This is a genomic window from Pseudoalteromonas sp. PAB 2.2 (assembly GCF_001938575.1).
GTDB classification, from domain to species: domain Bacteria; phylum Pseudomonadota; class Gammaproteobacteria; order Enterobacterales; family Alteromonadaceae; genus Pseudoalteromonas; species Pseudoalteromonas lipolytica.
On sequence record NZ_LYPI01000008.1, the window covers coordinates 60,514 to 84,296 of the forward strand.

The window sequence follows — 23,783 nt, forward strand, 5'->3', positions numbered from 1 at the left end:
CTGAATTAAAACAATGCTCTCTACATGAAGCAAAGCATGTTCCAATCCCTAACATAAAAGTATTATCATTAATAATCAGAGTGTTACATTTTTATTTTGAGATAAAGAGAGTTTGGTACGCCCATATAAAAAGGCGTACCAGCAATAATTACAGGTTAATAGGTAAAATATTACTTAAGCTCATTGGCCACTTCAGCTACTTTTTGTCTAAGCCAAATATGGCTGGCATCACGGTGTAAAAGAGGGCTCCAAATCATGTCGAGTTCAAAAGGCGGAATAGGGAAAGGTGGCTCAAGAATTTTTAATCCCGGATCATCTAAATAAATATTCGCCGCTTTTGATGGCAGTGTGGCCACTAAATTCTGCTCTTTAGCCAGGTGAATGGCGACATGATAGTTTCGAGTAAAGGTTGCAATATTCCGGTGCTTACCAAAATGAGCAAGCGCTTCGTCTACCCAACCTAACTTTTGGACATCTTTTGGGTCCATCCCTACGCCAACACCAAAACCTGTTTTACTTACCCAAATATGGCGCGCTTTTAAGTAACTATCGAGACTGAAGTCTTTAATGATAGGGTTGTCGGCTTTTACTAAGCAGCAAAAACTGTCTTTCCAAATTTGTTTGTAGTGAAACGATTGGGGTAAGTTTTCAAAGCGGTTAATTGCCATGTCGACCTTGCCGTTTTCAACGTCATGAAACGTAACGTCACTGGGGGTCAGGATATCAAGCGTGGTGTCAGGCGCTTCTTCGTGTAACTTACTAAGTAGTTTGGGCGCAAGGGTACTGGCCGCATAGTCACTGGCCATAATACGAAATACACGTTTACTTTGAGATGCTTCAAATTCACGGTTAGGAGCGAGTGTTTCTTCTAACGTCATTAAAATACCGCGTATGACAGGTTGTAGCTCTTTAGCACGCTCTGTCGGCACCATTCCTTCACTGGTGCGTACCAAAATCGGATCATTAAATAAATTTCTCAGGCGCTTTAAACCGTTACTCATTGCGGGTTGTGTAATGCTTAACTGATTAGCCGCTTTGGTTACATTGCACTCTCTGAGTAATGTATCTAGGTAAACAAGTAAGTTTAAATCTATTTTACTTATATTCATTCTGTGTCCTTGGTGTTTACCAATAATGGATAAATCGTTGTGCAGCAGGGTAAGGGTAAATGTGGCTTACCACGCCTTGCTTAATATTATATTGAGCTTGTCGCCAATAAGCGGGGTCTTCAAGCTCTGGGTGTGTACTTAATAAATAGTGTTTGTACACAGGGTTAGCCGTAACAAAGGTGCACAATTGCTCAGGAAATACGTCTTGCGGTGCCACTGAATAACTTTGCTCATTCGTTAAGTAGTCATCGTATGACTTGGCTTTTGGTAAGGCACGAAAGTTCATATCAGTTAAATATTGCACTTCATCGTAGTCATAAAAAATAACGCGGTTATGCTTACTTACCCCAAAGTTTTTCAATAGCATGTCGCCTGGAAATATATTCACGGCTATCATTTCTTTTAATGCTTGACCATATTCTTCAATGGCTTCAAATGCTTGTTGTTCACTGGCATTTTCAAGGTAGATATTTAATGGTGTCATGCGCCGCTCAATATATAAGTGTTTTATGATCAGCCAGTCACCTTCAATAATCATTGAAGAGGCGATTGTTTTATGCAGCTCTGCTAACAATTTACTATCAAAACGACTCAGAGGAAATACGACGTTAGAATACTCTATAGTATCGGCCATGCGTCCGACACGATCATGACTTTTAACTAATTGATAGCGTTTAAGCACGGTATCGCGCCCAAACGGTTTGCTTTCGCCAAAGGTGTCTTTAATCACTTTAAACACATAGCCAAAGGATGGCAGAGTAAATACCATCATCACCATACCCGGTGTGCCAGGGGCAATAACTAATTGATCGTTTGAGTTATTTAAATGCTGTAAGAACTCACGATAAAACTCGGTTTTACCTTGCTTATGAAAGCCAATTGCATTGTAAAGCTCTGCCAATGTTTTGTTGGGCATTAATTGATTTAAAAAACGAACTAATGCAGAAGGAGCATGCGTTTCAACCATAAAATAGGCGCGGGCAAAACCAAAGATAACCCGCATTTGCGATGATTTCGTCAGCAACGCATCAAGGTATAAGCCTTTATCCTCATGGTGTAAAACAGCAATGATAAAAGGTTGTACGCCACTTTCAGACACCACTCGGCCAACAATGTAAGCGGCTTTATTTCGGTAAAAAGGGGCTTGAAGGATATCAAAGCGCATGTGCCACGCTTGGTGGTGTGTATCGGGAGCTTGCTTATAAAACGCCTTAACCAACAATCGAATATCACGCTCAAGGTCCACAAAAGGGGCTTTAAAGTCAAATTGATTAATAATTTTACGTATTGTGGGTCTTAGCCCATCTACGACAGGAAAATAACTGCGATATTCAGCTTCCATTGGGAGGGCGGGAGCATCTGCGAGAGTGGCTTTTACAAATATAAAGTCGTTATTAAAATAGCGGCGGTGAAATAAGCGACAAAAAACGGAGTTATAGAAAGTTTCAGCCAGCTCGGCTTGTGGGTGAAAGCTTAAAAATTGTTGGTATATTTGTTTGGTTTCGAGCCAGCAAGTCTGATTGAGCTCAATAATTTGTTGTTCATTCAGCGATTTTAGCTTGGTAATGGTTTCGTTAACCCGATCATCATAATGGCTAATTCTGAGCTTACTAATTTCATTAATTTTTTGCCAATCTCGGTTGGCAAATGCGATAGGAGCTTTGGCTGTTATTGCTTGGAAGAGTTTATAGTGATTACGAAAGCCAGATAAAATTAACTCCGCAATATGTTGTGGCTGCATACAAACTCCTTCGAAACGGCTGAAATGTCGTGTTTAGAGCATTAACTCTATCCGTGTTAAGAATATGTTATTTATTAGTGAAACCCAATAGTAAAGTTAATTAATTATAGCGTGCTAATTTTTTTTCTAAGTCAGCCAGCTTTTTATTAGCCTTTTTTACGTCTCGTTGGTATTGCTTATTGATACTGTTTAGCTGCTTTTGTATGTCTTTGCTGATTTGCTTGCTTTGTGAATCAGACAAAATGCGGTTAAGCCGTTGCTCTTGTTGGTACTGCGCTCTATCACGTTCGCGACTTAAAATGTCTAAGCGATGTTTTTGACTACGAATTTCGGCTTCTAATCGCTTTATTATTTGTTCTCTTTCCAGTTCATTAAGTTGTTTAACATAATTATCAGGTGCTTGTATATCAGGATCAGTTACTGTAATGCGGTGTTTAGTTGCGCGATTCCCACAAGGAAATTGGCTAAATACGGTGCCTTTGTCAGTTACACATTTATAGTATTCCGCCGCTGTAAGTGCGGGAGAAAAGGTAATGAAAAGAGAGGAAAATAACGCGGTGATTGTGGCTTTCATGACATCCGTGTCCTTACTTTAATACGTGTTATTAAATATAATAAAGCCAGCTCGTATAGCAAATAATCAAAAGGGCTAAGGTGTATAGCGTTTTAGTTTTTTAATGCTTTGCACTAAAAAGGGTACATCAAGTCGCTGCTCTATTGCAAAGCCCTGAGCTGCAGAGATGTTTTTAAAATTACCATCCGAGTCAATTAAAGTAATTCTATCTTTCTTAAATGCAATAAACACATTTTGAGAGTAGTTTACGCCGGTATCATCATGGCGTTTATATAAATTACTGCCTAGCATGCTTTGTTTCGCGAGCGTTTGGCAATTTAAATAATGCCCAACACTGGTGGCTATTATGTCACTTGGTTGAATAAGCCCGTCTGTTTGCACAACTTTTTTATCTGAGCTGTACAGGCGAGACGTAGTCACAATGCCGTTGCTATGCTGAGCAAGGCTAAATGCGAAAACAGCGTGTGCATTATTACGCACTGTGGTTGTTTCATCTGCGCTGACAAGTCTTATTGATGAGTCTTCATTGGTTGAATTGATAAATTCAAATTGTTCGAAGCCCTCTACCTGTAATGAGCGAGATTCGCTTAACCAAACAGGCGACTGCTGTTTTTCAAATATAGGTGATTTGTAAAAAGCCGGTAAGCCATAAACAAGGCTAAATAACGTATCTTCAACTTCAATAGGTTGTAAGAATAAATCAGTTTTACGTAAATTTGGTTGAGTATTTACAAAGCTTTCAAGGGCGTCGTTGTTTGAAAATACTAAAATATCGATTTTTGCTGTAGTTTCATCAACACATTGTGCTGGAGGCGTCGGTGCTAAATAATCAATATTGTGCGGATCTAGCCTAACATCATGAGCTTCTTTATAGCTGTCAAGGTCAAGTAAATCGTTTTTAGCCAGCAGGCTTTTTGCAGTTGTTGGGTACGATAATGGCAGTACATTATCTTGCTTAGTAATATCAAATTTTAAATTAGCATCGGCCCAAATATGAATACTGTGACTAAGAGCAAAACACACTAAGATTGTGCTCGTAGCATAACGTGCGAATTTATACTGTTTTAAGCGTGCCAGATGATGCCAAGTGTAATTACTGACTAATAACTGGAAAGCTAAAATGAGTAGTACGATACCGCCCGCAAAAATAGTCGTGAGTGCAGGGGAGTCTGTAAGACGATGCCACAATAACGACACAATCTCAGGTAAAGCTGATGAATTCAAATGATAGCCTAGGTTGAAATAAACGTAGGCATCAAGTGTCAGCAGTGATGCACCAAAGGTCGCAATTACAGCGGCCATCCCCCGAATATGTCGAGGGTAAGGAAACACCAAACTCAGCGGAAATATCGTCAGAACAAAGGCAATAAACGTAATAAAGCTTGTGTGGCTTAACCAAGTTACAAACATGTACAGGTAACCCACAAAAGTAGTGGGGGCACTGTCGGCAAATAAATAACTTAAGCTGATAAACAGCAGTAAACCTATATTTGCGAAGGTGAACCAATGGCCCCAACTAAGAAGCTGACTTACTTTTGATGAAAATTGACTTTGTTGCGATAAATTCATAAATCTTATTTAACCGACTGCGCTAATGCTTTGGCAAAGTTGTCGGCAACCGCTTGTCTTTTCTCTGAAGGTACATGCTCTTTTAAAATATGCGTGATAGAATTTCCTAAACACATAAGGCTTAAATCTACAGGCGCTTTATGCTCTGTAAGTACATCAATCAGCTGATCAACGATTTGTTCTACTTGCTCATTAGAATATTTTGATATGATAGGCATCAGTTGGTTCGATAAAAAGAGTTATATTCCCGTATTTTAACACCAGAGGCGTGAAAAACAAAGATGACAATAGATGTTAAAAAATTAGTCGTTCATTATGTAGACAAAAAAGACGACGATACTGAAATTCATTTACGCAATGATGAAATGGTTGTTAACGACAAAGTCGCTGTATTCATAGAACAGCTTCACCATGCTTACAATGGTAAACCGGGTAAAGGGTATTGTGCATTCAGTGGCGAGAAAAACAGTGTTGTAGCTTCTGCAATGCAGAGCTATCGAAACAATGAGCTGGGCTTTTGGCATATGACTGAGCAGGCCACAAATGTATTAAAAGAAGAGCTAAATAAGTATGCGTTTAACGAAACTGGTTATTTAGTTTTTTGCCATTATCAATATGTTGCAAGTGATTATGTGTTAATTGCGCTGATCAATATTAAAGAACATTATTCAATTACTTCGGAACTTGATTTAGCGTCATCGCGTCACTTAGATATCTCACGCATGCAATTAGCTGCGCGTGTCGATTTGACAGCCTGGGACACGCAAGCGGAAGATAATCGCTATATTTCTTTTATTAAAGGGCGTGCGGGTCGTAAGGTTGCGGATTTCTTTTTAGACTTTTTAGGTTGTGAAGAGGGTATTGACCCTAAACAACAAAGCCAAGTAATGCTTAACGCCGTTGAAGACTACTTATCAGAGCAACAGTTTGATAAATCAGAAAAAGATGAGCTTCGTAAACAAGTTTTCGATTACTGTAATGACTGTGTGACCACAGGTGAAGATGCCAACGTTAAAGAATTATCGGCGACATTATCTAAAAGTGATGACAGCCCATTTGAAAGCTTTTGCCAAGAACAAAACTATGATTTGGAAGACTCGTTCCCTGTTGATAAAAAGACGGTAACGAGCATGGTTAAGTTCTCTGGTATGGGTGGTGGCGTAAGTGTGAGCTTTGAGCGCAAACACCTAGGCGAGCGCGTTACATACAACGAAGCAACAGACACACTTGTCATTAAAGGTATTCCACCTAACCTAAAAGACCAACTGCAACGCTTTATGGAGCAAGAAGAAGGTTAAATAAAGTCATGCGTTAAGGCATTAGACAGTTGGGTAAACCTCGACAAAACTGACAGACTTTTGGCCCAGTTACTGCTGGGCTTTTTATTGTTTAATAATTAAGGCTTGCAGTAAGACAGTTTATCATTGTGTATTAATCGTTTAGGGTATTATCGGTCATTATTGGTAAAGATCTGGCGTATACGTAAGGATGAATAGGGACTTTTCTAAGGCGTTTCACTACAAAAAGTGGGCAAATACTCAATTGCTTGATTTAGGAGAACAGCATTTTTCAAGACTTCCAGAAAGTGATGCTACCTTTTTCGTCAGAATTTTAAATCACACAACTGTCGTCGATAGCCTGTTTATTAGCCGAATTTTGAGAGAACCTGAAAAATACAGTGATGATAATACCGTTGAAACACAAACATTTTTAGAGTTGCGCGAGAGAGTAAATGAAAATGACTCATGGTTAGTTCAGTATTCTAAAACAGTACAGCAAGAAGTACTAGAGCGGGTTGTTTCATTTAAATTTGTTGATGGTGATACAGGGCAGATGTCAGTGACAGAGATTCTAATCCATTTGTTAACTCATGGCAGTAATCACAGAGGTATGGCATCTAGGGTACTTGCGGCAAATAATTTAGAGAGACCTAAGGATACATTCACTCGCTATCTGCATCAATTAGAGCCATAAAGAAGAGTTATAGTATAGCCTCTTCTTTATGGGGCGTTATATGCAAAACCTCAAGACGACATAAAGCGTATATCCAGAGTTTAATTGTCACTGAAAGTGAAGATAACAGAGATAAATGAGATGAGTCTTTAGATTTATTCGACCCTCAAATTAAATTTATAAATAGGGATTTTATGACTTACAAAGCAATTAATTTTAAAGAGAAGTTTTCTAAATTTACTGAACATTGGTCACCGCGAGTAATTGCAGAAATGAACGACTATCAATTTAAACTCGCTAAAGTTGAAGGTGAATTTGTTTGGCACGATCACCCTGATACTGATGAAGTGTTTATTGTTATTGAAGGCGAGCTAGAAATCGAATTTAGAGATGGCATTGTAAATTTAGAGTCGGGTGAAATGTTTGTAATCCCTAAGGGGGTAGAACATAAACCCCATGCGAAGACTGAATGTAAAATTATGCTTGTTGAGCCGAAAGGCGTGGTAAATACCGGTGAAGCTGGTGGTGAACTTACCGCAGCGAATGATGTTTGGGTGTAACAAACAAGTCTGATGGTGTCAGATTTGAATCAGCAGCAATTACAAACCCTGAAAAAGGCAGCACTGCGCAGTGTGTGGGTGTTTTTGCTATTAAATAGCAGTCTGTTGCTGTTGTTTTTCTTAGGTAATACAGAGTTTGTGTTTATCGCTTTAGTGATACAGATTAGCATAGTTGTTATTTGGCAATTACCCGTATTTATATTTCACGTAGTTTATAAAAAACAGCCAATATTAATATCGTTTTATAAAGCATTAGCGTCATATCGTTACGTTATAGAGCAAGTGCAATGGCCTTAGTATTTAATTTATATAAAAGAAGCGTGTAATGATGGTAACTGCATTTGTAGCAAATTTGCAGGTGGCACAGTCGCGAACCTTGCAGGCGTTGTATTAAATGCGGATAAGCTTTCTGATGCTGAAAAATATAATTGCCTAATTATTAATATTTATCTGTAACAGAGACAAAATAACCGCTAATCTACTGAGATGATTACGACGTATTCTAAGAAAAGGTTTTGAGGTGTAAATTTCTTTTAATACAGCTCTTTATTTTGAGCACCTTTAACCCATTTTTAGCAAGTTGTTAAAATGAAAATATTAGTTAGGAGAACTAATGTCACACTTTATAATGGACTGCTCTGAAAGTATCCTGAAATCTCATCATGAAGAATATATTATGGAACAAATCCATCATGTCGCTAATTCTACAGGATTATTCGATGAAGGTGATATTAAGTTAAAAATTAATCCATTTCAAAAGTATTCCGTGGGTAATACGAGAAGGTTTTATCCCCGTTTTTTCTCAAATTGATTATTCCATTATTTAGTTTTAGTTAGAAAAGGATGTCTAGCCTATGTATCAACTTTATTTTTCTCTTGCTGTAATATTTATTATTTTTAGTTTGCCCATTTATATTTACTATATAACATTAAAACTTGAACAGTTCGAAGATAAAGGTTCTAGTTTTTTCTTTTTATTTTTTGCAGAGCCAAGCTTGAGGGTAGTACTAACAGTATTGTGCTTTCCGTTTATAGGCATTATAAGTGTTCTAAGCACTATTAAGACTTTATGTAGACGGAAGCCAGTTAAACCATCTTTGTTATTTTCTGCAATAGTCTCATTACTGTGGTTGGCATTTTTACTTACAGGGCTTGTGCAATATTTAGGCGAATAGAAGTTAAATAAGCACGAAAATATTTAAAATTTTTATTCGCTTTTTAATGCTATTGTTTTTCTGTTATGACTATTGAGTTGTTTACAAGGAGATTTTAAAAGCATGAATATATTTCTTATTATTGCAGGTGTATTAAGTGGAATCGTTGCAATTTTGCATCTTGGATGTATTTATTTTGGCGCACCGTGGTATCGCTTTTTTGGTGCGGGGGAACAAATGGCGCTACTATCTGAGCAAGGTAGTATAAAACCAACCCTTATAACCAGTGGCATTACACTCGTGCTCTCAATGTGGTCAATGTATGCGTTTTCTGCTGCTGGGATTATTTTCAAACTCCCATTAACGCGTTTAGCGCTTATATTAATTACGTTCATTTATATTGCCCGGGGCATCGTCGGTTTTTTGTTTGTAAAGTCACCCCAAGGTCGAACTCCCGAGTTTTGGATTTGGAGTTCAATTATTTGTTTATCTTTAGGTGTTGTTCATCTAATAGGACTGAAACAACAATGGGCTAGTTTGTAGGCAAATTTAAATAAAGTCATTATGATTGCAGCACATATCCAAAGTGCCATCTCGTCAACAGATAAGGTGAGACAAGTTGCACTGCGCAAGATTTGAAAGTGCTGTTTGAGAATAAGGCGCAAAGCTATAAATTAAAACTACGGATATTCAACGTCTATATCAGTACTCTCTATATCGGTAATCTCTATATTGGTACTGACTATAACAATACTATTTATATTGACACTGTCTGTAGCTTTGATTCGTTAAATCTAAAAAGAGAGTTGTGTGAATGAAAGTAGAAGCATTTTTAGTTAACTCGTTTACTGCAGATGGAAGCGGAGGTAACCCTGCCGGTGTTGTATTCAATGCGGATAAACTTTCTGATGCGGAAAAACTGACTATTGCGAAAGCCGTGGGCTTTTCAGAAACGGCCTTTGTATCAGACGATGAAGAGGTCGATTTTTCGGTGTCATTTTTTACCACAACAGAAGAGGTCGATTTTTGTGGTCATGCTACGCTTGCTGTATTTTCGACTCTATTCAAGCAAGGTGTGATAGCTGCGGGTAATTACACGCAGAGAACCAAAGCGGGTCTACTCGGAATAACGATTGCCAATGACGGTCAAGTTACGATGGAGCAAACCTTACCTAAATACCTCGGCAGCTTTGCGTATCATGAGGTCGCTGGATTATTGGGGGTTGATGAAGCGGTTTTAGCATCAACGGCTTTACCGATAGACTTAATCACAACAGGTTTACCCGATATTATCGTTCCTGTACCACGGGGCTATCTCGATAAAATTGAAGTTAATAACGCTGCTCTCAGTGATTTTTGTAAACAACATGAAGTGATTGGTGTGCATGCATTTGAGCTTTACGATGCGCATGAAAAGCTGACTGCAAGTTGTCGAAACTTTGCACCTTTAGTGGGTATTCCAGAAGAATCAGCAACAGGGAGCGCGAGTGGTGCGCTTGCTTGTTACTTAACTAGGCATCTTTATTCTGAACACATTAATCATTTCAAATTTGAACAAGGACGACTTATGGGATGTGCCTCACATATCTCAGCATGCGTTAGATCAGACAAACAAGGTGTGAGTCAGGTGTTAGTGGGTGGATACGCCAGTGGCTTCGGAACCCAAATAATCGAAATATAGTGTATATATCTAAAACAAAAAAGCCGCGTTATTTTCATAACGCGGCTTTTTTCATATAACAGCTAGACTAGTCAGCCGATAATGTTTTAGCCATATCAGCACGGGCTTTACCGGCAGGTTTAATTGAACCTGCGCGTAAACCACTGTCTGGAATAGCTTCACGTTTATCGTGTGCCATAGCACCTGGTGTTGGTACTGGCTCGCTGTCTGCAACTGGTGCAGGTTTTGCCATTGCAGCGCTTGCTGAACCCTTAACTAACACTGTTCTTTCATTGTTAGGTGCTTGTTTAGCGTGCACTGGTTCGTCAGCTTTAACAGGCTCTTCAGCTTGCACTGGTTCATCAGCTTGCACTGGTTCATCAGTTTGCACTGGTTCATCAGCTTTAACTGGTTCATCAGCTTTAACAGGCTCTTCAGCTTTTACTGGTTCGTCAGCTTTTACTGGTTCGTCAGCTTTTACTGGCTCTTCAGCTTGTACTGATTCGTCAGCTTGCACTGGTTCGTCAGCTTGCACTGGTTCGTCAGCTTTTACTGGCTCTTCAGCTTTAACTGGCTCTTCAGCTTTAACTGGCTCTTCAGCTTTAACTGGTTCGTCAGTTTTTACTGGTTCGTCAGCTTTTACTGGTTCGTCAGCTTTTACTGGCTCTTCAGTTTTTACTGGTTCTTCAGCTTTTACTGGCTCTTCAGCTTGTACTGGCTCTTCAGCTTTAACTGGCTCATCAGTGTTAGCTGATTCAGGCGCTTCAACTGGTTGCTCAGTTTGCGCTTGTTTAGCTTTTAATTCAGCTTCATATTCAGCAGCAGCTTGATCCGCAACAGGAATAAAGGCAGGTGTGTCACCTTTATCTTCATTTTGCTTTTCATCTTGCTCAGGACGACGACGGCGTTGTCCAGCTGCACGAAGGTGACGAGGTGAACGACGTGAGCGTGTGCGCGGCTGTGCTTGTTCATCATCAGCAACTGACTCAGCGTTTACATTTTGCTCCTCAACCGGTGTGTTGGTTTCTTCTGTTTTAACCGATTTAACGTCAGCTTTTGCAGGTTTTTCTGCTTTAACCTCAGTCTGTGCAGGCGTTTCAGATTTAACCTCTGGTACTACATCGTCTTTCGCTTCTTTCGCCTGCTTGGCAGGTTTTGCTGCTTTGTCTGTTTTCTCAGCCTGAACAGTATCACTGCTCTGAGTTGATTTTACTTCCTCGGCATTTTCGTCTTGTAAACGCACTTTCTTACGAATATTACGACGTTGACGGCGAACCTTAGGTTTAGTCTCTTTCGGTTGCTCCGTTTGCGTTTCTTGAACTGCCTCTGTTGACGTTGTTTCTACGTCATCAGTACGCTTTTCATTTCGCTTTCGGTTAGTCGAATTGCGACGGCGCTTATTACGGTTTTCGTTACTTTCTTTTTGCTCAGGAGCTGAAGTAGTGGCCGGTTTCTCTTCTTTAGCTTCAACGTCTGAAGGACGCTTATTACGAGAGTTGTTACGACGACGTTGGTTATTGCTTCTGCGACGGTTGTCGTTATTGCGACGGTTGTTGCTGCGCTGTTGTGCCGCTTTTTTCTCTTCTTGCTCTTTTTCAGTCTCTTCTTCAGAGTTGCTGAAGAGTGATTTAAACCATTTACCAATGGCTGCAAATAAACCACCGTCACTTTTCTTAACGTCTTGAGCTGGTTGTTCAGCTTTTGGAGCAGCTTGTGGCGCTGGGTTTGTTGGCATAACAACACCCTTTAACACAGGCTCTTCACGAACCGGTGCTGTGGGTGCTTTAGCCATTTCAAATGCTTCTGGCTCTGGTGCAACGACTTGCTCATAGCTAACAGTTTCAATCGTTTCATCTTTGCGTAAACGAACTACTTCATAGTGCGGTGTTTCCATGTGTTGATTTGGAATAATGACCACATCAACACTATGGCGTTTTTCAATACGGTGCACACTACGGCGTTTTTCATTTAATAAGTAAGCAGCTACCGCAACAGGTACTTGTGCGTTTACTTGCGATGTATTGTCTTTGATTGCTTCTTCTTCGATTAAACGAAGGATAGACAATGCAATTGATTCGTTTGAACGAATAGTGCCTTGACCATTACAACGCGGACACGGACCTTGGCTTGCTTCACCTAGAGATGGACGCAGGCGTTGACGCGACATTTCAAGAAGGCCGAAGCGTGAAATTTTGCCTATTTGTACGCGAGCACGGTCTGGACGTGCAGCATCTTTTAGGCGATTTTCAACTTCACGTTGGTGGCGAGGTGGTGTCATATCGATAAAATCGATAACAATAAGACCACCTAAGTCACGTAGACGTAATTGACGTGCAATTTCATCAGCGGCTTCTAGGTTCGTATTAAGCGCGGTCTCTTCGATATCACCGCCTTTGGTTGCTTTTGACGAGTTAATATCGATAGAGGTAAGCGCTTCTGTTGGATCAATAACGATTGAACCACCAGAAGGTAAGCGAACTTCTCGTTGGAACGCTGACTCAATTTGGCTTTCGATTTGGTAATGTGTGAATAATGGCACATCGCCTTGATAAAGCTTAACACGGCTCATGAAATCAGGGCGGAAGCGTTCAATATGCGCTTTAGCTTCTTCAAAAACACGGGCTTTATCAATTAAAATTTCACCAATATCACGACGTAGATAGTCACGGATAGCACGGAAAATAACGTTACTTTCTTGGTGAATTAAGAATGGAGCAGGGCCGCTATCTGCAGCTTGTTGAATGGCATCCCAGTGAACTAAAAGCGCTTTTAAGTCGTAGTCTAGTTCCTCGAATGATTTGCCAACACCCGCAGTACGGACAATGAGCCCCATACCTTTAGGAAGTTCTAAACGGCTTAGCGCTTCTTTTAGTTCAGTACGCTCATCACCTTCAATACGACGTGAAATACCGCCGGCACGAGGGTTATTTGGCATAAGTACTAAATAGCTGCCTGCTACGCTTATAAAGGTTGTTAGTGCCGCGCCTTTTTGGCCACGTTCTTCTTTATCAACCTGAACAATTACTTCTTGGCCTTCTTTGATTACGTCACGAATATTCGGACGACCTTGGAATGTATAGCCTTGTGGAAAGTATGTGCGTGCAATTTCTTTCAGTGGAAGGAAACCATGTCTCTCCGCGCCATAATCAACAAAGGCTGCTTCTAGTGATGGTTCGATACGGGTAATTTTACCCTTGTAAATATTGGCTTTTTTTTGTTCGTGACCTGGGCTCTCTATGTCTAAATCATACAGGCGCTGGCCATCAACCAGTGCAACGCGCATTTCTTCTTGCTGCGTCGCATTGATTAGCATACGTTTCATATTGTTACTCTACTAATTTCTGTCGCTGACATGACGATATCATTTCGTCTGTTCAGTGGTTTTTGACGGTTATTCTTGTGCAATCTCACGACTGGTTAAAATCAAAAACCGACGTTGTTCGCTTACATTGAGCGTGTCTATGGTGTGGCTGACAATAACATGTTGTCACGTTATTAAATTCTTTTTGGTGCCAAAACTGCCGCGTCTTTCACGGTTTTAATTTACGAGTTCTGTTCCGAAGTCGACCATGTTCAAATTTTAATTCAATGTCTTGCTACAACAGCTTACTCTGAATGACGTTGTTACGTCGTCACTATCAGACAATTTATCTTGTTCAATTGCTTTTTCTATTCATTAATCAGCATTCGTGCTCAAATTATGCAGGCAATATATTACGCGCATCGCCGATAATTGAACGCTCGTGTTGGCTGGGTAATTATAAAAGCTTTGGAAAACTTAGCGCGGATCTGTATGATCGGCAACCCAGAATATGCATCACGAATGTTTTAATGTGGTAAAAAGCACCGTTGTTACTTGCAAACTTTATGTTCGCAGCGGTGATTATCCCACTATTACAACCGCGTTAGCAACTAAATTATTTACTTAAATCAGTGATTAGGCAATGTCAGAAAAAACCGGCTTACAAGTATCATTTGTTACCATAGGTGAAGACCACTTAGGTCAACGCATTGATAACTTTCTTATTACTCACCTGAAGGGTGTGCCTAAAAGTGCAGTTTATAAAATTCTTCGTAAAGGTGAAGTGCGAGTAAATAAAAAGCGCATTAAACCCGTTTATAAATTACAACTTGATGATGTTATTCGTATTCCGCCCATAAAAGTGGCCGAAAAAGATGAATTTGTGCCGAAAAAGCTAGATAAGGTTAAACAGCTTGAAGAGGCCATTTTATTTGAAGATAAATACTTGATGGTGATTAATAAGCCGTCAGGAATGGCGGTGCATGGCGGCAGTGGTTTAAGTTATGGCTTAATCGAGGCACTGCGAGTACTTCGCCCAGAAGAGCGCAGCCTTGAACTGGTTCACCGTCTTGACCGTGATACTTCAGGCTGTTTACTTATTTCAAAGCGCCGTTCTGTGCTTACACACTTGCATCAGCAGTTGCGTGAAAAAACCATGGAAAAAAATTATTGGGCACTGGTTGATGGGCAATGGGATGCGAAAACTAAAAACGTCACTGAAGGCTTACGTAAAAATACTTTAAAGTCTGGTGAGCGCGTGGTGCGTGTAGACAATACCGAAGGTAAACCGTCGCACACACGTTTCCGTGTTCTAGAGCGTTATGCAGAGTGTTCACTGGTACAAGCGTCGCCGGTGACTGGGCGTACTCACCAAATCCGTGTTCATACGCAATGCAAAGGTCACCCAATTGCGTGTGATGATAAATATGGTGTGACTGAATTTGATCAATACGTTAATAAGTTAACGGGGTTAAATCGGTTGTTTTTACATGCGCATGATTTACGCTTTATCCACCCTAAAAACGAAACAACGATGCATGTTGAAGCGCCGTTAGATAAAGCTTTAAGTAATTGTATTAAAAAGTTACGTGCTGATAATGAACAGGTTTAAACTCGCTATTTTTGATTGGGACGGCACAGTCATGGATTCTGTGCCAAAAATTGTGACCTGCCTGCGAAATACTGCGCGAGATTTAGGTATTCCAGTTCCAACAGAGCAACAAGCGAAAGATGTGATAGGTTTGTCGCTAACTAAGGCCACTGAAGTACTTTTTCCTGCCCATTTGCATTTAAACGATGAACTTGTTGCAGGTTATAAAGCACAATATCGTGAATTAGATGTCACACCTACACCTCTATTCGCAGATGTAGAAACTGTGCTGAAGCAGCTAAGCGAGGCTGGCATGCAACTCGCTGTGGCTACAGGTAAAGGACGTGAAGGTATTGATAGATTACTTAATGAGTCGGGCCTCGGTAAGTATTTTATGAACGTAAAATGCTCAGATGATGCTATGTCAAAGCCATCCCCTGATATGCTTAAGCAAATTTTGCGTGAGCAGGGTATAGCGAAAAGTGATGCCGTGATGATTGGCGATAGCCAATTGGATATGGCGATGGCGAATGCCGCTGGTATTGCCTGTATTGGTGTGAGCTTTGGTGCCCACAGCAAGGCGCAGTTGCAACAACATGCGCCGATTACTGTCGTTGATTCGTATTGTCAGTTACTTAGCGTGTTGACATCTCATGCTGAAGAGTCAGTACATCAACACCAAACTCAGCCAGCACTTTAGTTAATGTGATCAGTGGCAGGCCAATAAGTGTATTTGGGTCATCGCCACTGAGCTTGTCAAATAAGCAAATACCTAACCCTTCACTTTTAAAGCTGCCAGCACAATTGTAAGGTTGCTCAGCATCGCAATATGCGCAAATTTGCTCAAGTGTTAGTGTTCTAAAAGTCACGTCGAATGGCACAACCGTCGTGATTGCGTTATTTGATTCTATATCGAAGACACTCAAACCCGTTAAGAATCTCACAGTATGGCCGCTAAATGCGGATAATTGCGCAACGGCATTTTCTTTATTGTGTGGTTTACCTAGTATTTTATTGTTGAAAACGGCCACCTGATCAGAGCCTATCACTAAGCCATTGGTAAAATGTTCAACTGCGACACGCGCTTTTTGCTCACTTAGTCGCTTAACAAGTTGCGAGGGCGTTTCATTTTCTAGCGCTGATTCATCGATATCAGGTGAAAAACTTTCAAAAGGTAGATTTAATTTAGTTAATAATTGCTGTCTAAATGGTGAGCTTGACGCTAATATAAGTGTTGGTTTCATAAAATATTCTGGGTATAAAATGTCTTTTGGCAAGGATAAGCCACAATGAATCCGAAAACAAAGCAGAAGATCGTTAAAAACCGACTAAAATTGGTTTTTTACTTTGACTAACCAACTAACTATCTATATGATGCAGCCCCTATGCAAAAGGTGAAAATTCCCATCACTCTTCATCCCAGCAAAGCAGCACAACATCGTTTAACGTATGACGGTATTGTACCGCTTGAAAAACTTTCTCGTTTAGAGCAAGTTGTGCAGGAAGAAGCAGGTGAAATAGCGGTAAAGATTCATTGCAAAATTGATGACCAGGGTTTAGTAGTGATAAGTGGTAATTTATCAGTACATGTAACCGTAACTTGTCAACGCTGCAATGGTGAATTAGGCTTGGATTTGGATCAAGACTTTGTGTATTCGCCAGTCGGTTTGGATGCAGAGTCAGATCATCTTCCTGAAGGTTACGATGAAGTAGAACTGGACGAAAATGGCGAAATCAACGTGTTTGAGTTAATCGAAGACGAACTGATTTTGGCAATTCCTATAGTGCCTACACACAACGAAGCCTCGTGCAGTTATTCATCAGAGCCTACAAGCTTTGGTAAATTATCAGCAAAAGATGACAAACCAAATCCATTTGATATTTTGAAACAACTTAAGAAAGATTCTTAGGAGAAGACTAATGGCTGTACAAAAAAGCAAAAAGTCTCGTGCAAGACGCGGCATGCGCCGTTCACACGATGCGATCAGTGGTCCAACTTTAACTGTAGACCAAGTTTCTGGTGAGACTCACCGTCGTCACCACGTAACTGCTGACGGTTACTATAAAGGCGTTAAAGTAATTTCTAACTAAGAGATTGCTATATGCTGACCAATCTAACCATAGCGTTAGATATGATGGGGGGCGATTACGGCCCCCGTTCATCTATCCCCGCCGCCGTAAGAGCGGTAAATGCTAATACCAACTTAAGACTGATCTTATGTGGTAATCAGCAAGTTATTCTTAAAGAACTTGAAGCACTTGATTCGCTTTCTCATCCGCGATTAATCATTCGTCATTGTAGTGAAGTTGTTACTAATGCGTGTGAACCCGCTTCAGCTGTTCGTTCAAAAAAAGATTCCTCAATGCGAGTTGCCCTTGATTTAGTTAAATCGGGTGAAGCGCAAGCCTGTGTAAGCTCGGGTAATACTGGCGCGTTATTTTTTATGGCGCATTATGTATTAAAGATGCTACCGGGTGTAAAACGACCAGCCCTTATTTCAGCCGTCCCTACTGAGCGAAAAGATCCCGTTTATCTATTAGATTTAGGGGCCAATGTGCATTGCGATGCGCAAACACTTTATCAGTTTGGCATTATGGGCTCTGTGGTCGCAGGACAAGCGCTTGGCTGTGATAATCCTCGCGTTAGTTTATTAAATATTGGCTCTGAAGACATCAAAGGGCATGAGGGAATAAAGCAAGCTGCACAACTAATGCAGCAATGTAAATATCTCAACTATACAGGTTACAGTGAAGGTAGCGATATTTTCAGTGGTAAAGCCGATGTGATTGTGTGCGAAGGATTCGTAGGTAATGTGGCATTAAAAACCTGTGAAGGGATTGCCAAACTTATCATGCATAAATTAACGAAAGCCTTACACAAACATTTTTTATACAAATGTTTGGCGTTTTTATTGCGTCCAGTGATAAAAAAGCTCTACAAGCGGGTGAACCCCGACCAGTATAATGGCGCAAGTCTGGTAGGATTGCGCGGTATTGTTGTTAAAAGCCATGGTAATGCCTCTGCAAAGGCGTTCCATGCTGCTATAGATGAAGCCGTGCGGGAAGTCGAACGCCAACTCCCTGAAAAAATCGCTGCGATTTTTGAGCAAACACATCCAACAATAAAGTAGTGCAGCATTTAAAAAACTTGTTATGCTGCCTACAAAAGAATTATTTTTTTGTTTAATGATAAGAGCAAAGTATGGCACATAAAATTGCACTCGTATTTCCAGGTCAAGGCTCACAAACTGTGGGCATGGTATCTGAACTTTTAGCCGATTCTGATATTGTTAAAGCAACATTTGCAGAAGCATCAGACGCGCTTGGCTATGATCTAGCTGCACTTGTACTTAATGGTCCAGAAGAAGAATTAAATCAAACCCATCGTACACAACCGGCCTTGTTAACTGCCAGTGTGGCAATTTACCGCCAATGGTTAGCAGCAAACCCTGATGCAGACGTTGTTATGGCTGGCCACAGTTTAGGCGAGTATTCAGCGCTTGTTTGTGCAGGCGTTGTTAGTTTAAGCGAAGCCGTCAAGCTTGTTGAAAACCGTGGTTTATATATGCAAGAAGCAGTACCAGCGGGTACCGGTTCTATGGCAGCTATTATCGGTTTAGGTGATGATGAAATTAAAGCCGCATGTGAAGCATCGGCTAATGGCGAAGTGGTTTCACCAGTTAATTATAATTCACCTGGTCAAGTTGTTATTGCAGGCCACAAGGCCGCGGTAGAGCGCGCATCAGAAGCGTGTAAAGAAGCAGGTGCAAAACGTGCCTTACCGCTTGCTGTAAGCGTGCCTTCACACTGTGAGTTAATGAAACCTGCGGCAGAAAAATTAGCCGCTGATTTAGCCGCTTTAACATTTAATACACCTAAGTGTGATGTAATTAATAATGTTGACGTTAAAGCAGAGCAATCAAGTGAAGCAATTAAAGATGCGCTAGTACGTCAACTATACAGCCCAGTACGCTGGACTGAAACTGTACAGGCCCTTGTAGCGCAAGGCATTACACAAAGCTATGAATTTGGCCCAGGCAAAGTATTAACGGGTCTGGCTAAACGTATTGATAAAGCAATGGTATGCGCAGCGGTAAACACGCAAGCTACGATTGATGAAGCGAAATAAGTAGGAATAGAATGACAAATTTATTTTCTCTTGAGGGCAAAGTTGTCCTTATCACAGGTGCTAGCCGCGGTATAGGTAAAGCGATTGCGAATACCTTAGTGGCACAAGGTGCAAAAGTTGCGGGCACAGCGACAAGCGAATCAGGTGCTGCAAAAATCAGTGAGTACTTAGGCGATAATGGTAAAGGTTATGCGTTAAACGTGACTGATCCAGAGTCGATTGAAGCAACACTTGCTGCGATCAAAGCTGATTTAGGTGATATTGATGTATTAGTAAATAATGCGGGTATTACGCGCGATAATTTACTTATGCGAATGAAAGACGGCGAGTGGGATGACATTATTGACACCAACTTAAGCTCTGTTTTCCGTTTATCTAAGGCTGTTTTACGTCCTATGATGAAAAAGAAAAATGGCCGTATCATCAACATTGGTTCAGTTGTAGGCACGATGGGTAATGCGGGTCAAGCAAACTATGCTGCAGCAAAAGCAGGTGTGATTGGTTTTACTAAATCACTTGCACGCGAAGTGGCGTCTCGTGGTATCACGGTTAACGTTGTAGCGCCTGGATTTATCCAAACAGACATGACTGATGAGCTGACAGATGAGCAAAAAGCAGCCACGCTTGCAAATGTGCCAGCGGGTCGTTTAGGTCAGCCTGAAGAAATTGCAGCCGCAGTGTGTTATTTAGCATCTGACGCAGCTGCGTATGTATCGGGTGAAACATTGCACGTAAATGGCGCGATGTACATGGTTTAATGAATGTTAGCACCAAAGTGCTAACAAAAGATTATCGAAAAATGTTGAATTTTTTGTGATCTTGCTTTAAACATACTTGAATTCGCTATGAAAATAAGCGATAAATGAACAAATACCAATCAAGAGGTTTGACCAGATAAGTAATTATCAGCAAATCCTTGAATCACAGAATTATGCGGCGTAAACTACGCCGCAATCTGAAAATAACGCATTGGCGTATTTAATAAAGGAAAGAAGAATGAGCGACATCCAAGAACGCGTAAAGAAAATTATTATCGAGCAACTAGGTGTTAAAGAAGAAGAAGTAAAACATGAAGCTTCTTTCGTTGACGACTTAGGTGCTGATTCACTTGATACTGTAGAACTAGTAATGGCTCTTGAAGAAGAGTTCGACACTGAGATCCCAGACGAAGAAGCTGAAAAGATCACTACAGTTCAAGCTGCAATCGATTACGTTACAGCTCACGCTGAGTAATCAATCGCATTTTGATTTTAAGGGCAGCTTTAGGCTGCCCTTAGTCTATCTAAAGAATGATACTGAATATTTTGGTATACACCCCACCTAAAATAATTTCCTTATTGGAGGCAACCCGTGGCTAAACGTCGAGTCGTCGTAACTGGCTTAGGAATGTTGACACCGCTAGGTAATGATGTTGAATCTACTTGGCAAGGTTTGTTAAACGGTAAAAGTGGTATTCAAACTATCACGCATTTCGATACCTCAAGTTTCGGCACCAAATTCGCAGGTTTGCTGAATGACTTTGATGCATCAGCTTACATGTCACCGAAAGATGCAAAAAAAATGGATTTGTTTATCCAATATGGCATTGCAGCGGGTGTACAAGCACTACAAGATTCTGGCTTAGAAATCACTGACGAAAACGCGACACGCGTTGGCGTCGCAGTGGGTTCGGGCATCGGTGGTTTAACGTTAATCGAAGAAAACCACGTAAAACTATTAAACAGTGGTCCGCGTAAGCTTTCTCCGTTTTACGTACCGTCGACCATCATTAACATGATTTCGGGTCACTTATCGATCATGCATGGGCTACGTGGTCCTAATATCTCAATTGTTACGGCCTGTACAACAGGTTTGCATAACATTGGTCACGCAGCGCGTATGATTGCATACGGTGATGCTGATGCGATGGTTGCGGGTGGTGCTGAAAAAGCATCTACGCCAATTGGTATGGGCGGATTTAATGCAGCTCGTGCATTATCAACACGTAATGATGATCCACAAGCCGCATCTCGTCCGTGGGATAAAGACCGCGATGGTTTTGTTCTGGCCGATGGTGCAGGTGTTATCGTACTGGAAGAGTATGAGCATGCAAAAGCACGTGGTGCAAACATTTATGCAGAGCTTGTAGGTTTTGGTATGAGTGGTGATGCTTACCACATGACCTCACCGCCAGAAGATGGCGCTGGGGCAGCACTTGCTATGGAAAATGCGTTGAAAGATGCACAAGTAAATGCTGATCAAGTGGGCTACATTAACGCGCATGGTACTTCAACGCATGCAGGTGATAAAGCTGAAACATCGGCTGTTAAATCAATTTTTGGTGATGCAGCAAAAGATGTGATGGTTAGTTCGTCTAAATCAATGATGGGTCATTTGTTAGGTGCAGCGGGCTCTGTTGAGTCTATTATTACTATTTTGTCTTTACAAGACCAAAAAGTAAGCCCAACAATTAACCTTGATAACCCTGATGAAGGGTGTGATTTAGACTATGTACCGCACACGGCACGTGACGCTAAATTGGATTATGCACTGTGTAATTCGTTTGGTTTTGGTGGTACTAATGGCTCGTTGCTATTTAAAAAGGTATAATTGCCGGTAACAACGGACTAAATTAAGAAGAGCCCAGTTTAACTGGGCTTTTTTATATGAGTAAATTTAAACAAACAATAATTATAACCAACGACCACACCATGGTCAGCTTTCAAGATCGTGGTCTAAACTATGGTGATGGCTTCTTCACGACGGCTCGCATTGATGATGCCAGTATAGAGCACTGGCCATTACATAAAGCCCGTTTAATAGAATGTGCAGCGCGCTTAGCATTCCCAACTTTAGATGTCATGGCAATAGAAAATGCCTCGCTTCAGGCCATAGGCGATATGCAATCAGGCATTTTAAAAATTGTTATTACCCGCGGCAGTGGCGGCCGAGGTTACGGCTTACCTGAAGCGCCTTCGATTCAAGTTCTTATCACGGTATTACCTGCTGTTGCACATTATAAAACATGGCAAGAGCAGGGGGTTTCACTCGCTATAAGCAGTATTAAACTTGCACATCAGCCTGTGCTTGCCGGTTTAAAAACCTTAAACCGCCTCGAGCAAGTGCTCATTAAAAATCAAATGAACACACTTAATTGCGACGATGTTGTGGTGCTCGATATTAATGACAATGTAATAGAAAGCTCTGCTGCTAATTTATTTGCGATAAAAAATGAACAGATTTTTTCGCCACAATTAAATAACTGTGGGATTACTGGGGTTTACCTAAAATCGTTATGTGCTAAGTTAGCAATTGAGTTTAAACAAATTAGCGTAGAAGAGTTATTAGCGATGGATGCGGTTTTTATGTGTAATAGCTTAATGGGTGTTGTGCCTGTTGCAGCCATTACGGATACACAGTTTGACATTACTCGAAGTAAAGCATTATTAGCGACCCAGTTTGCCAAGGAGAATGTGTGATAAAAGTCATTGTTAGCGTGCTTTTATTAGCATTGCTATGTTGTGGTATTGGCTATCAACAACTTCAAGCAGCATTGAGTATGCCATTAAATGTTACTAACAGCACACTGTTTAAAGTGGACCGCGGAACAGGATTTAATCAATTATGCCAACAGTGGCAAAGTAAGCAATGGCTTGACAGTTGTTTTAAATTTCAGGTGCTTGCAAAGTTAGACCCGACCTTAACGGATTTAAAAGCAGGCTTGTATGAGCTTGATTCTACCTCTGTAATCGATAATATTCGCCGCATTAATCAAGGTGCTCAAGTCAGCTTTAGTTTTACTATTATTGAAGGGCAACCACTGAGAGAAGTAATTACCAACATTGCTAAGCAAACTCATTTAAAGCAAGACCTTGATGAAGAGAATTTAGCAAAGCAAATTAGCAATAAAGATGAAAATATAGAAGGCTGGTTATTCCCTGATACTTACCACTATCATAGTGAAGACACGGCCAGCAGTGTATTAAAGCGTGCCTACTCTAAAATGCAAACAGAGCTCGATAATGCGTGGCAAAATAGAGCACACGATTTAATCTTGAACTCACCGTATGAGGCACTGATACTTGCCTCAATTATCGAGAAAGAAACAGGGCTTGCAAGTGAAAGGCCCTTAATATCGGCTGTTTTTACGAATCGGTTAAAGAGCAATATGCGCTTACAAACAGACCCAACGGTAATTTACGGCATCGGAGCCGACTTTGATGGTGATATTAAACGTAAAGATTTAACCACTTACACACCGTATAATACGTATAAAATTAAAGGGCTGCCGCCAACGCCGATTGCCATGCCATCGCGAGCGGCATTACTTGCAGCGATGAATCCGCCTGAGTCAGAGTATGTTTATTTTGTAGCGAAAGGCGATGGGAGCCATCAATTTTCAAAAACATTGAAAGAGCATAATCGTGCTGTGCAGCAGTACCAATTAAACAAATAACCAGAAT

General features: G+C 40.8%; 24 protein-coding genes. 17 read left to right on the forward strand and 7 right to left on the reverse strand.

Features of this window, described 5'->3' with window-relative positions; translation table 11 throughout:
* Positions 1-170 precede the first annotated feature (170 nt).
* The 5 genes from BWD47_RS04330 to BWD47_RS04350 all read right to left on the reverse strand — a co-directional run bounded on the left by BWD47_RS04330 (position 171) and on the right by BWD47_RS04350 (position 5,211).
* Positions 171-1,109 carry a LysR family transcriptional regulator gene (locus BWD47_RS04330; protein WP_036967919.1) on the reverse strand — a complete coding sequence of 313 codons (939 nt, stop codon included), beginning with the start codon at positions 1,107-1,109 and terminating at the stop codon, positions 171-173.
* Positions 1,110-1,125: 16 nt separating this feature from the next.
* Positions 1,126-2,850, reverse strand: a complete 1,725-nt coding sequence (aceK, locus tag BWD47_RS04335) for a bifunctional isocitrate dehydrogenase kinase/phosphatase (protein ID WP_036967922.1) — start codon at positions 2,848-2,850, stop codon at positions 1,126-1,128.
* A 100-nt stretch (positions 2,851-2,950) separates the two neighbouring features.
* Positions 2,951-3,424 (reverse strand): DUF4124 domain-containing protein, encoded by a 474-nt coding sequence (locus BWD47_RS04340; RefSeq protein ID WP_036967925.1) that lies wholly within the window; start codon positions 3,422-3,424, stop codon positions 2,951-2,953.
* A gap of 75 nt (positions 3,425-3,499) precedes the next feature.
* Entirely contained in the window at positions 3,500-4,993 is a 1,494-nt protein-coding gene (locus tag BWD47_RS04345; protein WP_065978494.1) for a DUF3413 domain-containing protein, read from the reverse strand.
* A gap of 5 nt (positions 4,994-4,998) precedes the next feature.
* Positions 4,999-5,211 carry a DUF1414 domain-containing protein gene (locus BWD47_RS04350; protein WP_036967930.1) on the reverse strand — a complete coding sequence of 71 codons (213 nt, stop codon included), beginning with the start codon at positions 5,209-5,211 and terminating at the stop codon, positions 4,999-5,001.
* Positions 5,212-5,274: 63 nt separating this feature from the next.
* On the opposite strand from BWD47_RS04350, the gene yejK reads away from it, so the two are divergent.
* From yejK to BWD47_RS04390, 6 genes are all read left to right on the forward strand, one after another.
* Positions 5,275-6,291 carry a nucleoid-associated protein YejK gene (gene yejK, locus BWD47_RS04355; protein WP_075593491.1) on the forward strand — a complete coding sequence of 339 codons (1,017 nt, stop codon included), beginning with the start codon at positions 5,275-5,277 and terminating at the stop codon, positions 6,289-6,291.
* 190 nt (positions 6,292-6,481) lie between these two features.
* The gene (locus BWD47_RS04360) at positions 6,482-6,967 is read left to right on the forward strand and encodes a DinB family protein (RefSeq protein WP_075593492.1); all 486 of its coding nucleotides are present in this window, start codon (positions 6,482-6,484) and stop codon (positions 6,965-6,967) included.
* A gap of 173 nt (positions 6,968-7,140) precedes the next feature.
* Positions 7,141-7,506: a cupin domain-containing protein gene (locus BWD47_RS04365; protein ID WP_074989399.1), complete on the forward strand. Its 366-nt coding sequence runs from the start codon at positions 7,141-7,143 to the stop codon at positions 7,504-7,506.
* A 24-nt stretch (positions 7,507-7,530) separates the two neighbouring features.
* Positions 7,531-7,803 carry a hypothetical protein gene (locus tag BWD47_RS04370; protein WP_141687230.1) on the forward strand — a complete coding sequence of 91 codons (273 nt, stop codon included), beginning with the start codon at positions 7,531-7,533 and terminating at the stop codon, positions 7,801-7,803.
* Between the two features lie 980 nt (positions 7,804-8,783).
* Positions 8,784-9,203, forward strand: a complete 420-nt coding sequence (locus BWD47_RS04385; RefSeq protein ID WP_036967950.1) for a hypothetical protein — start codon at positions 8,784-8,786, stop codon at positions 9,201-9,203.
* A gap of 271 nt (positions 9,204-9,474) precedes the next feature.
* Positions 9,475-10,341 carry a PhzF family phenazine biosynthesis protein gene (locus BWD47_RS04390; protein WP_075593494.1) on the forward strand — a complete coding sequence of 289 codons (867 nt, stop codon included), beginning with the start codon at positions 9,475-9,477 and terminating at the stop codon, positions 10,339-10,341.
* Between the two features lie 67 nt (positions 10,342-10,408).
* On the opposite strand, the gene rne is transcribed toward BWD47_RS04390, so the two are convergent.
* Positions 10,409-13,642, reverse strand: coding sequence for a ribonuclease E (rne, locus tag BWD47_RS04395; protein ID WP_075593495.1), 3,234 nt, complete (start codon positions 13,640-13,642; stop codon positions 10,409-10,411).
* A 622-nt stretch (positions 13,643-14,264) separates the two neighbouring features.
* Here rne and rluC point away from each other — a divergent pair.
* Together rluC and BWD47_RS04405 are read left to right on the forward strand one after the other, a co-directional pair.
* On the forward strand, positions 14,265-15,233 hold the full coding sequence (rluC, locus tag BWD47_RS04400) for a 23S rRNA pseudouridine(955/2504/2580) synthase RluC (protein ID WP_075593496.1): 969 nt from the start codon (positions 14,265-14,267) through the stop codon (positions 15,231-15,233).
* Entirely contained in the window at positions 15,220-15,912 is a 693-nt protein-coding gene (locus BWD47_RS04405) for an HAD family hydrolase (RefSeq protein ID WP_075593497.1), read from the forward strand. Before rluC ends, BWD47_RS04405 begins: the two co-directional genes overlap by 14 nt.
* Here BWD47_RS04405 and BWD47_RS04410 read toward each other — a convergent pair.
* Positions 15,848-16,456: a nucleoside triphosphate pyrophosphatase gene (locus BWD47_RS04410; RefSeq protein WP_075593498.1), complete on the reverse strand. Its 609-nt coding sequence runs from the start codon at positions 16,454-16,456 to the stop codon at positions 15,848-15,850. The genes BWD47_RS04405 and BWD47_RS04410 overlap by 65 nt on opposite strands.
* A gap of 141 nt (positions 16,457-16,597) precedes the next feature.
* Between BWD47_RS04410 and yceD the strand changes: the two genes are divergently transcribed.
* The 9 genes from yceD (at position 16,598) to mltG (ending at position 23,776) form a co-directional block, all read left to right on the forward strand.
* Positions 16,598-17,122 carry a 23S rRNA accumulation protein YceD gene (gene yceD, locus BWD47_RS04415; RefSeq protein ID WP_036967966.1) on the forward strand — a complete coding sequence of 175 codons (525 nt, stop codon included), beginning with the start codon at positions 16,598-16,600 and terminating at the stop codon, positions 17,120-17,122.
* Positions 17,123-17,132: 10 nt separating this feature from the next.
* Complete coding sequence (rpmF, locus tag BWD47_RS04420; protein ID WP_036967969.1) at positions 17,133-17,303, forward strand: 50S ribosomal protein L32; 171 nt, start codon at positions 17,133-17,135, stop codon at positions 17,301-17,303.
* A gap of 11 nt (positions 17,304-17,314) precedes the next feature.
* On the forward strand, positions 17,315-18,343 hold the full coding sequence (gene plsX / locus BWD47_RS04425) for a phosphate acyltransferase PlsX (RefSeq protein WP_036967971.1): 1,029 nt from the start codon (positions 17,315-17,317) through the stop codon (positions 18,341-18,343).
* A 71-nt stretch (positions 18,344-18,414) separates the two neighbouring features.
* Positions 18,415-19,341, forward strand: a complete 927-nt coding sequence (fabD, locus tag BWD47_RS04430; RefSeq protein ID WP_036967973.1) for an ACP S-malonyltransferase — start codon at positions 18,415-18,417, stop codon at positions 19,339-19,341.
* A gap of 11 nt (positions 19,342-19,352) precedes the next feature.
* Positions 19,353-20,099: a 3-oxoacyl-ACP reductase FabG gene (fabG, locus tag BWD47_RS04435; protein ID WP_036967976.1), complete on the forward strand. Its 747-nt coding sequence runs from the start codon at positions 19,353-19,355 to the stop codon at positions 20,097-20,099.
* Between the two features lie 238 nt (positions 20,100-20,337).
* Positions 20,338-20,574 (forward strand): acyl carrier protein, encoded by a 237-nt coding sequence (gene acpP, locus BWD47_RS04440; protein WP_016707440.1) that lies wholly within the window; start codon positions 20,338-20,340, stop codon positions 20,572-20,574.
* 117 nt (positions 20,575-20,691) lie between these two features.
* Positions 20,692-21,930: a beta-ketoacyl-ACP synthase II gene (gene fabF, locus BWD47_RS04445; protein ID WP_036967982.1), complete on the forward strand. Its 1,239-nt coding sequence runs from the start codon at positions 20,692-20,694 to the stop codon at positions 21,928-21,930.
* A 56-nt stretch (positions 21,931-21,986) separates the two neighbouring features.
* Positions 21,987-22,799 carry an aminodeoxychorismate lyase gene (pabC, locus tag BWD47_RS04450; protein ID WP_075593499.1) on the forward strand — a complete coding sequence of 271 codons (813 nt, stop codon included), beginning with the start codon at positions 21,987-21,989 and terminating at the stop codon, positions 22,797-22,799.
* Positions 22,796-23,776, forward strand: coding sequence for an endolytic transglycosylase MltG (gene mltG / locus BWD47_RS04455; RefSeq protein ID WP_075593500.1), 981 nt, complete (start codon positions 22,796-22,798; stop codon positions 23,774-23,776). Before pabC ends, mltG begins: the two co-directional genes overlap by 4 nt.
* Positions 23,777-23,783 lie beyond the last annotated feature (7 nt).

Excerpts from the sequence above, each read along its gene's own strand:
- rluC (WP_075593496.1), top strand. The coding sequence starts at position 14,265 with ATGTCAGAAAAAACCGGCTTACAAGTATCATTTGTTACCATAGGTGAA.
- fabG (WP_036967976.1), top strand. The coding sequence starts at position 19,353 with ATGACAAATTTATTTTCTCTTGAGGGCAAAGTTGTCCTTATCACAGGT.
- BWD47_RS04345 (WP_065978494.1), bottom strand. The coding sequence starts at position 4,993 with ATGAATTTATCGCAACAAAGTCAATTTTCATCAAAAGTAAGTCAGCTT.
- BWD47_RS04410 (WP_075593498.1), bottom strand. The coding sequence starts at position 16,456 with ATGAAACCAACACTTATATTAGCGTCAAGCTCACCATTTAGACAGCAA.
- rne (WP_075593495.1), bottom strand. The coding sequence starts at position 13,642 with ATGAAACGTATGCTAATCAATGCGACGCAGCAAGAAGAAATGCGCGTT.
- yceD (WP_036967966.1), top strand. The coding sequence starts at position 16,598 with ATGCAAAAGGTGAAAATTCCCATCACTCTTCATCCCAGCAAAGCAGCA.
- plsX (WP_036967971.1), top strand. The coding sequence starts at position 17,315 with ATGCTGACCAATCTAACCATAGCGTTAGATATGATGGGGGGCGATTAC.
- acpP (WP_016707440.1), top strand. The coding sequence starts at position 20,338 with ATGAGCGACATCCAAGAACGCGTAAAGAAAATTATTATCGAGCAACTA.
- BWD47_RS04360 (WP_075593492.1), top strand. The coding sequence starts at position 6,482 with ATGAATAGGGACTTTTCTAAGGCGTTTCACTACAAAAAGTGGGCAAAT.
- aceK (WP_036967922.1), bottom strand. The coding sequence starts at position 2,850 with ATGCAGCCACAACATATTGCGGAGTTAATTTTATCTGGCTTTCGTAAT.
- yejK (WP_075593491.1), top strand. The coding sequence starts at position 5,275 with ATGACAATAGATGTTAAAAAATTAGTCGTTCATTATGTAGACAAAAAA.
- BWD47_RS04405 (WP_075593497.1), top strand. The coding sequence starts at position 15,220 with ATGAACAGGTTTAAACTCGCTATTTTTGATTGGGACGGCACAGTCATG.
- rpmF (WP_036967969.1), top strand. The coding sequence starts at position 17,133 with ATGGCTGTACAAAAAAGCAAAAAGTCTCGTGCAAGACGCGGCATGCGC.
- BWD47_RS04385 (WP_036967950.1), top strand. The coding sequence starts at position 8,784 with ATGAATATATTTCTTATTATTGCAGGTGTATTAAGTGGAATCGTTGCA.
- BWD47_RS04390 (WP_075593494.1), top strand. The coding sequence starts at position 9,475 with ATGAAAGTAGAAGCATTTTTAGTTAACTCGTTTACTGCAGATGGAAGC.
- pabC (WP_075593499.1), top strand. The coding sequence starts at position 21,987 with ATGAGTAAATTTAAACAAACAATAATTATAACCAACGACCACACCATG.
- BWD47_RS04350 (WP_036967930.1), bottom strand. The coding sequence starts at position 5,211 with ATGCCTATCATATCAAAATATTCTAATGAGCAAGTAGAACAAATCGTT.
- BWD47_RS04330 (WP_036967919.1), bottom strand. The coding sequence starts at position 1,109 with ATGAATATAAGTAAAATAGATTTAAACTTACTTGTTTACCTAGATACA.
- BWD47_RS04340 (WP_036967925.1), bottom strand. The coding sequence starts at position 3,424 with ATGAAAGCCACAATCACCGCGTTATTTTCCTCTCTTTTCATTACCTTT.
- fabD (WP_036967973.1), top strand. The coding sequence starts at position 18,415 with ATGGCACATAAAATTGCACTCGTATTTCCAGGTCAAGGCTCACAAACT.
- BWD47_RS04365 (WP_074989399.1), top strand. The coding sequence starts at position 7,141 with ATGACTTACAAAGCAATTAATTTTAAAGAGAAGTTTTCTAAATTTACT.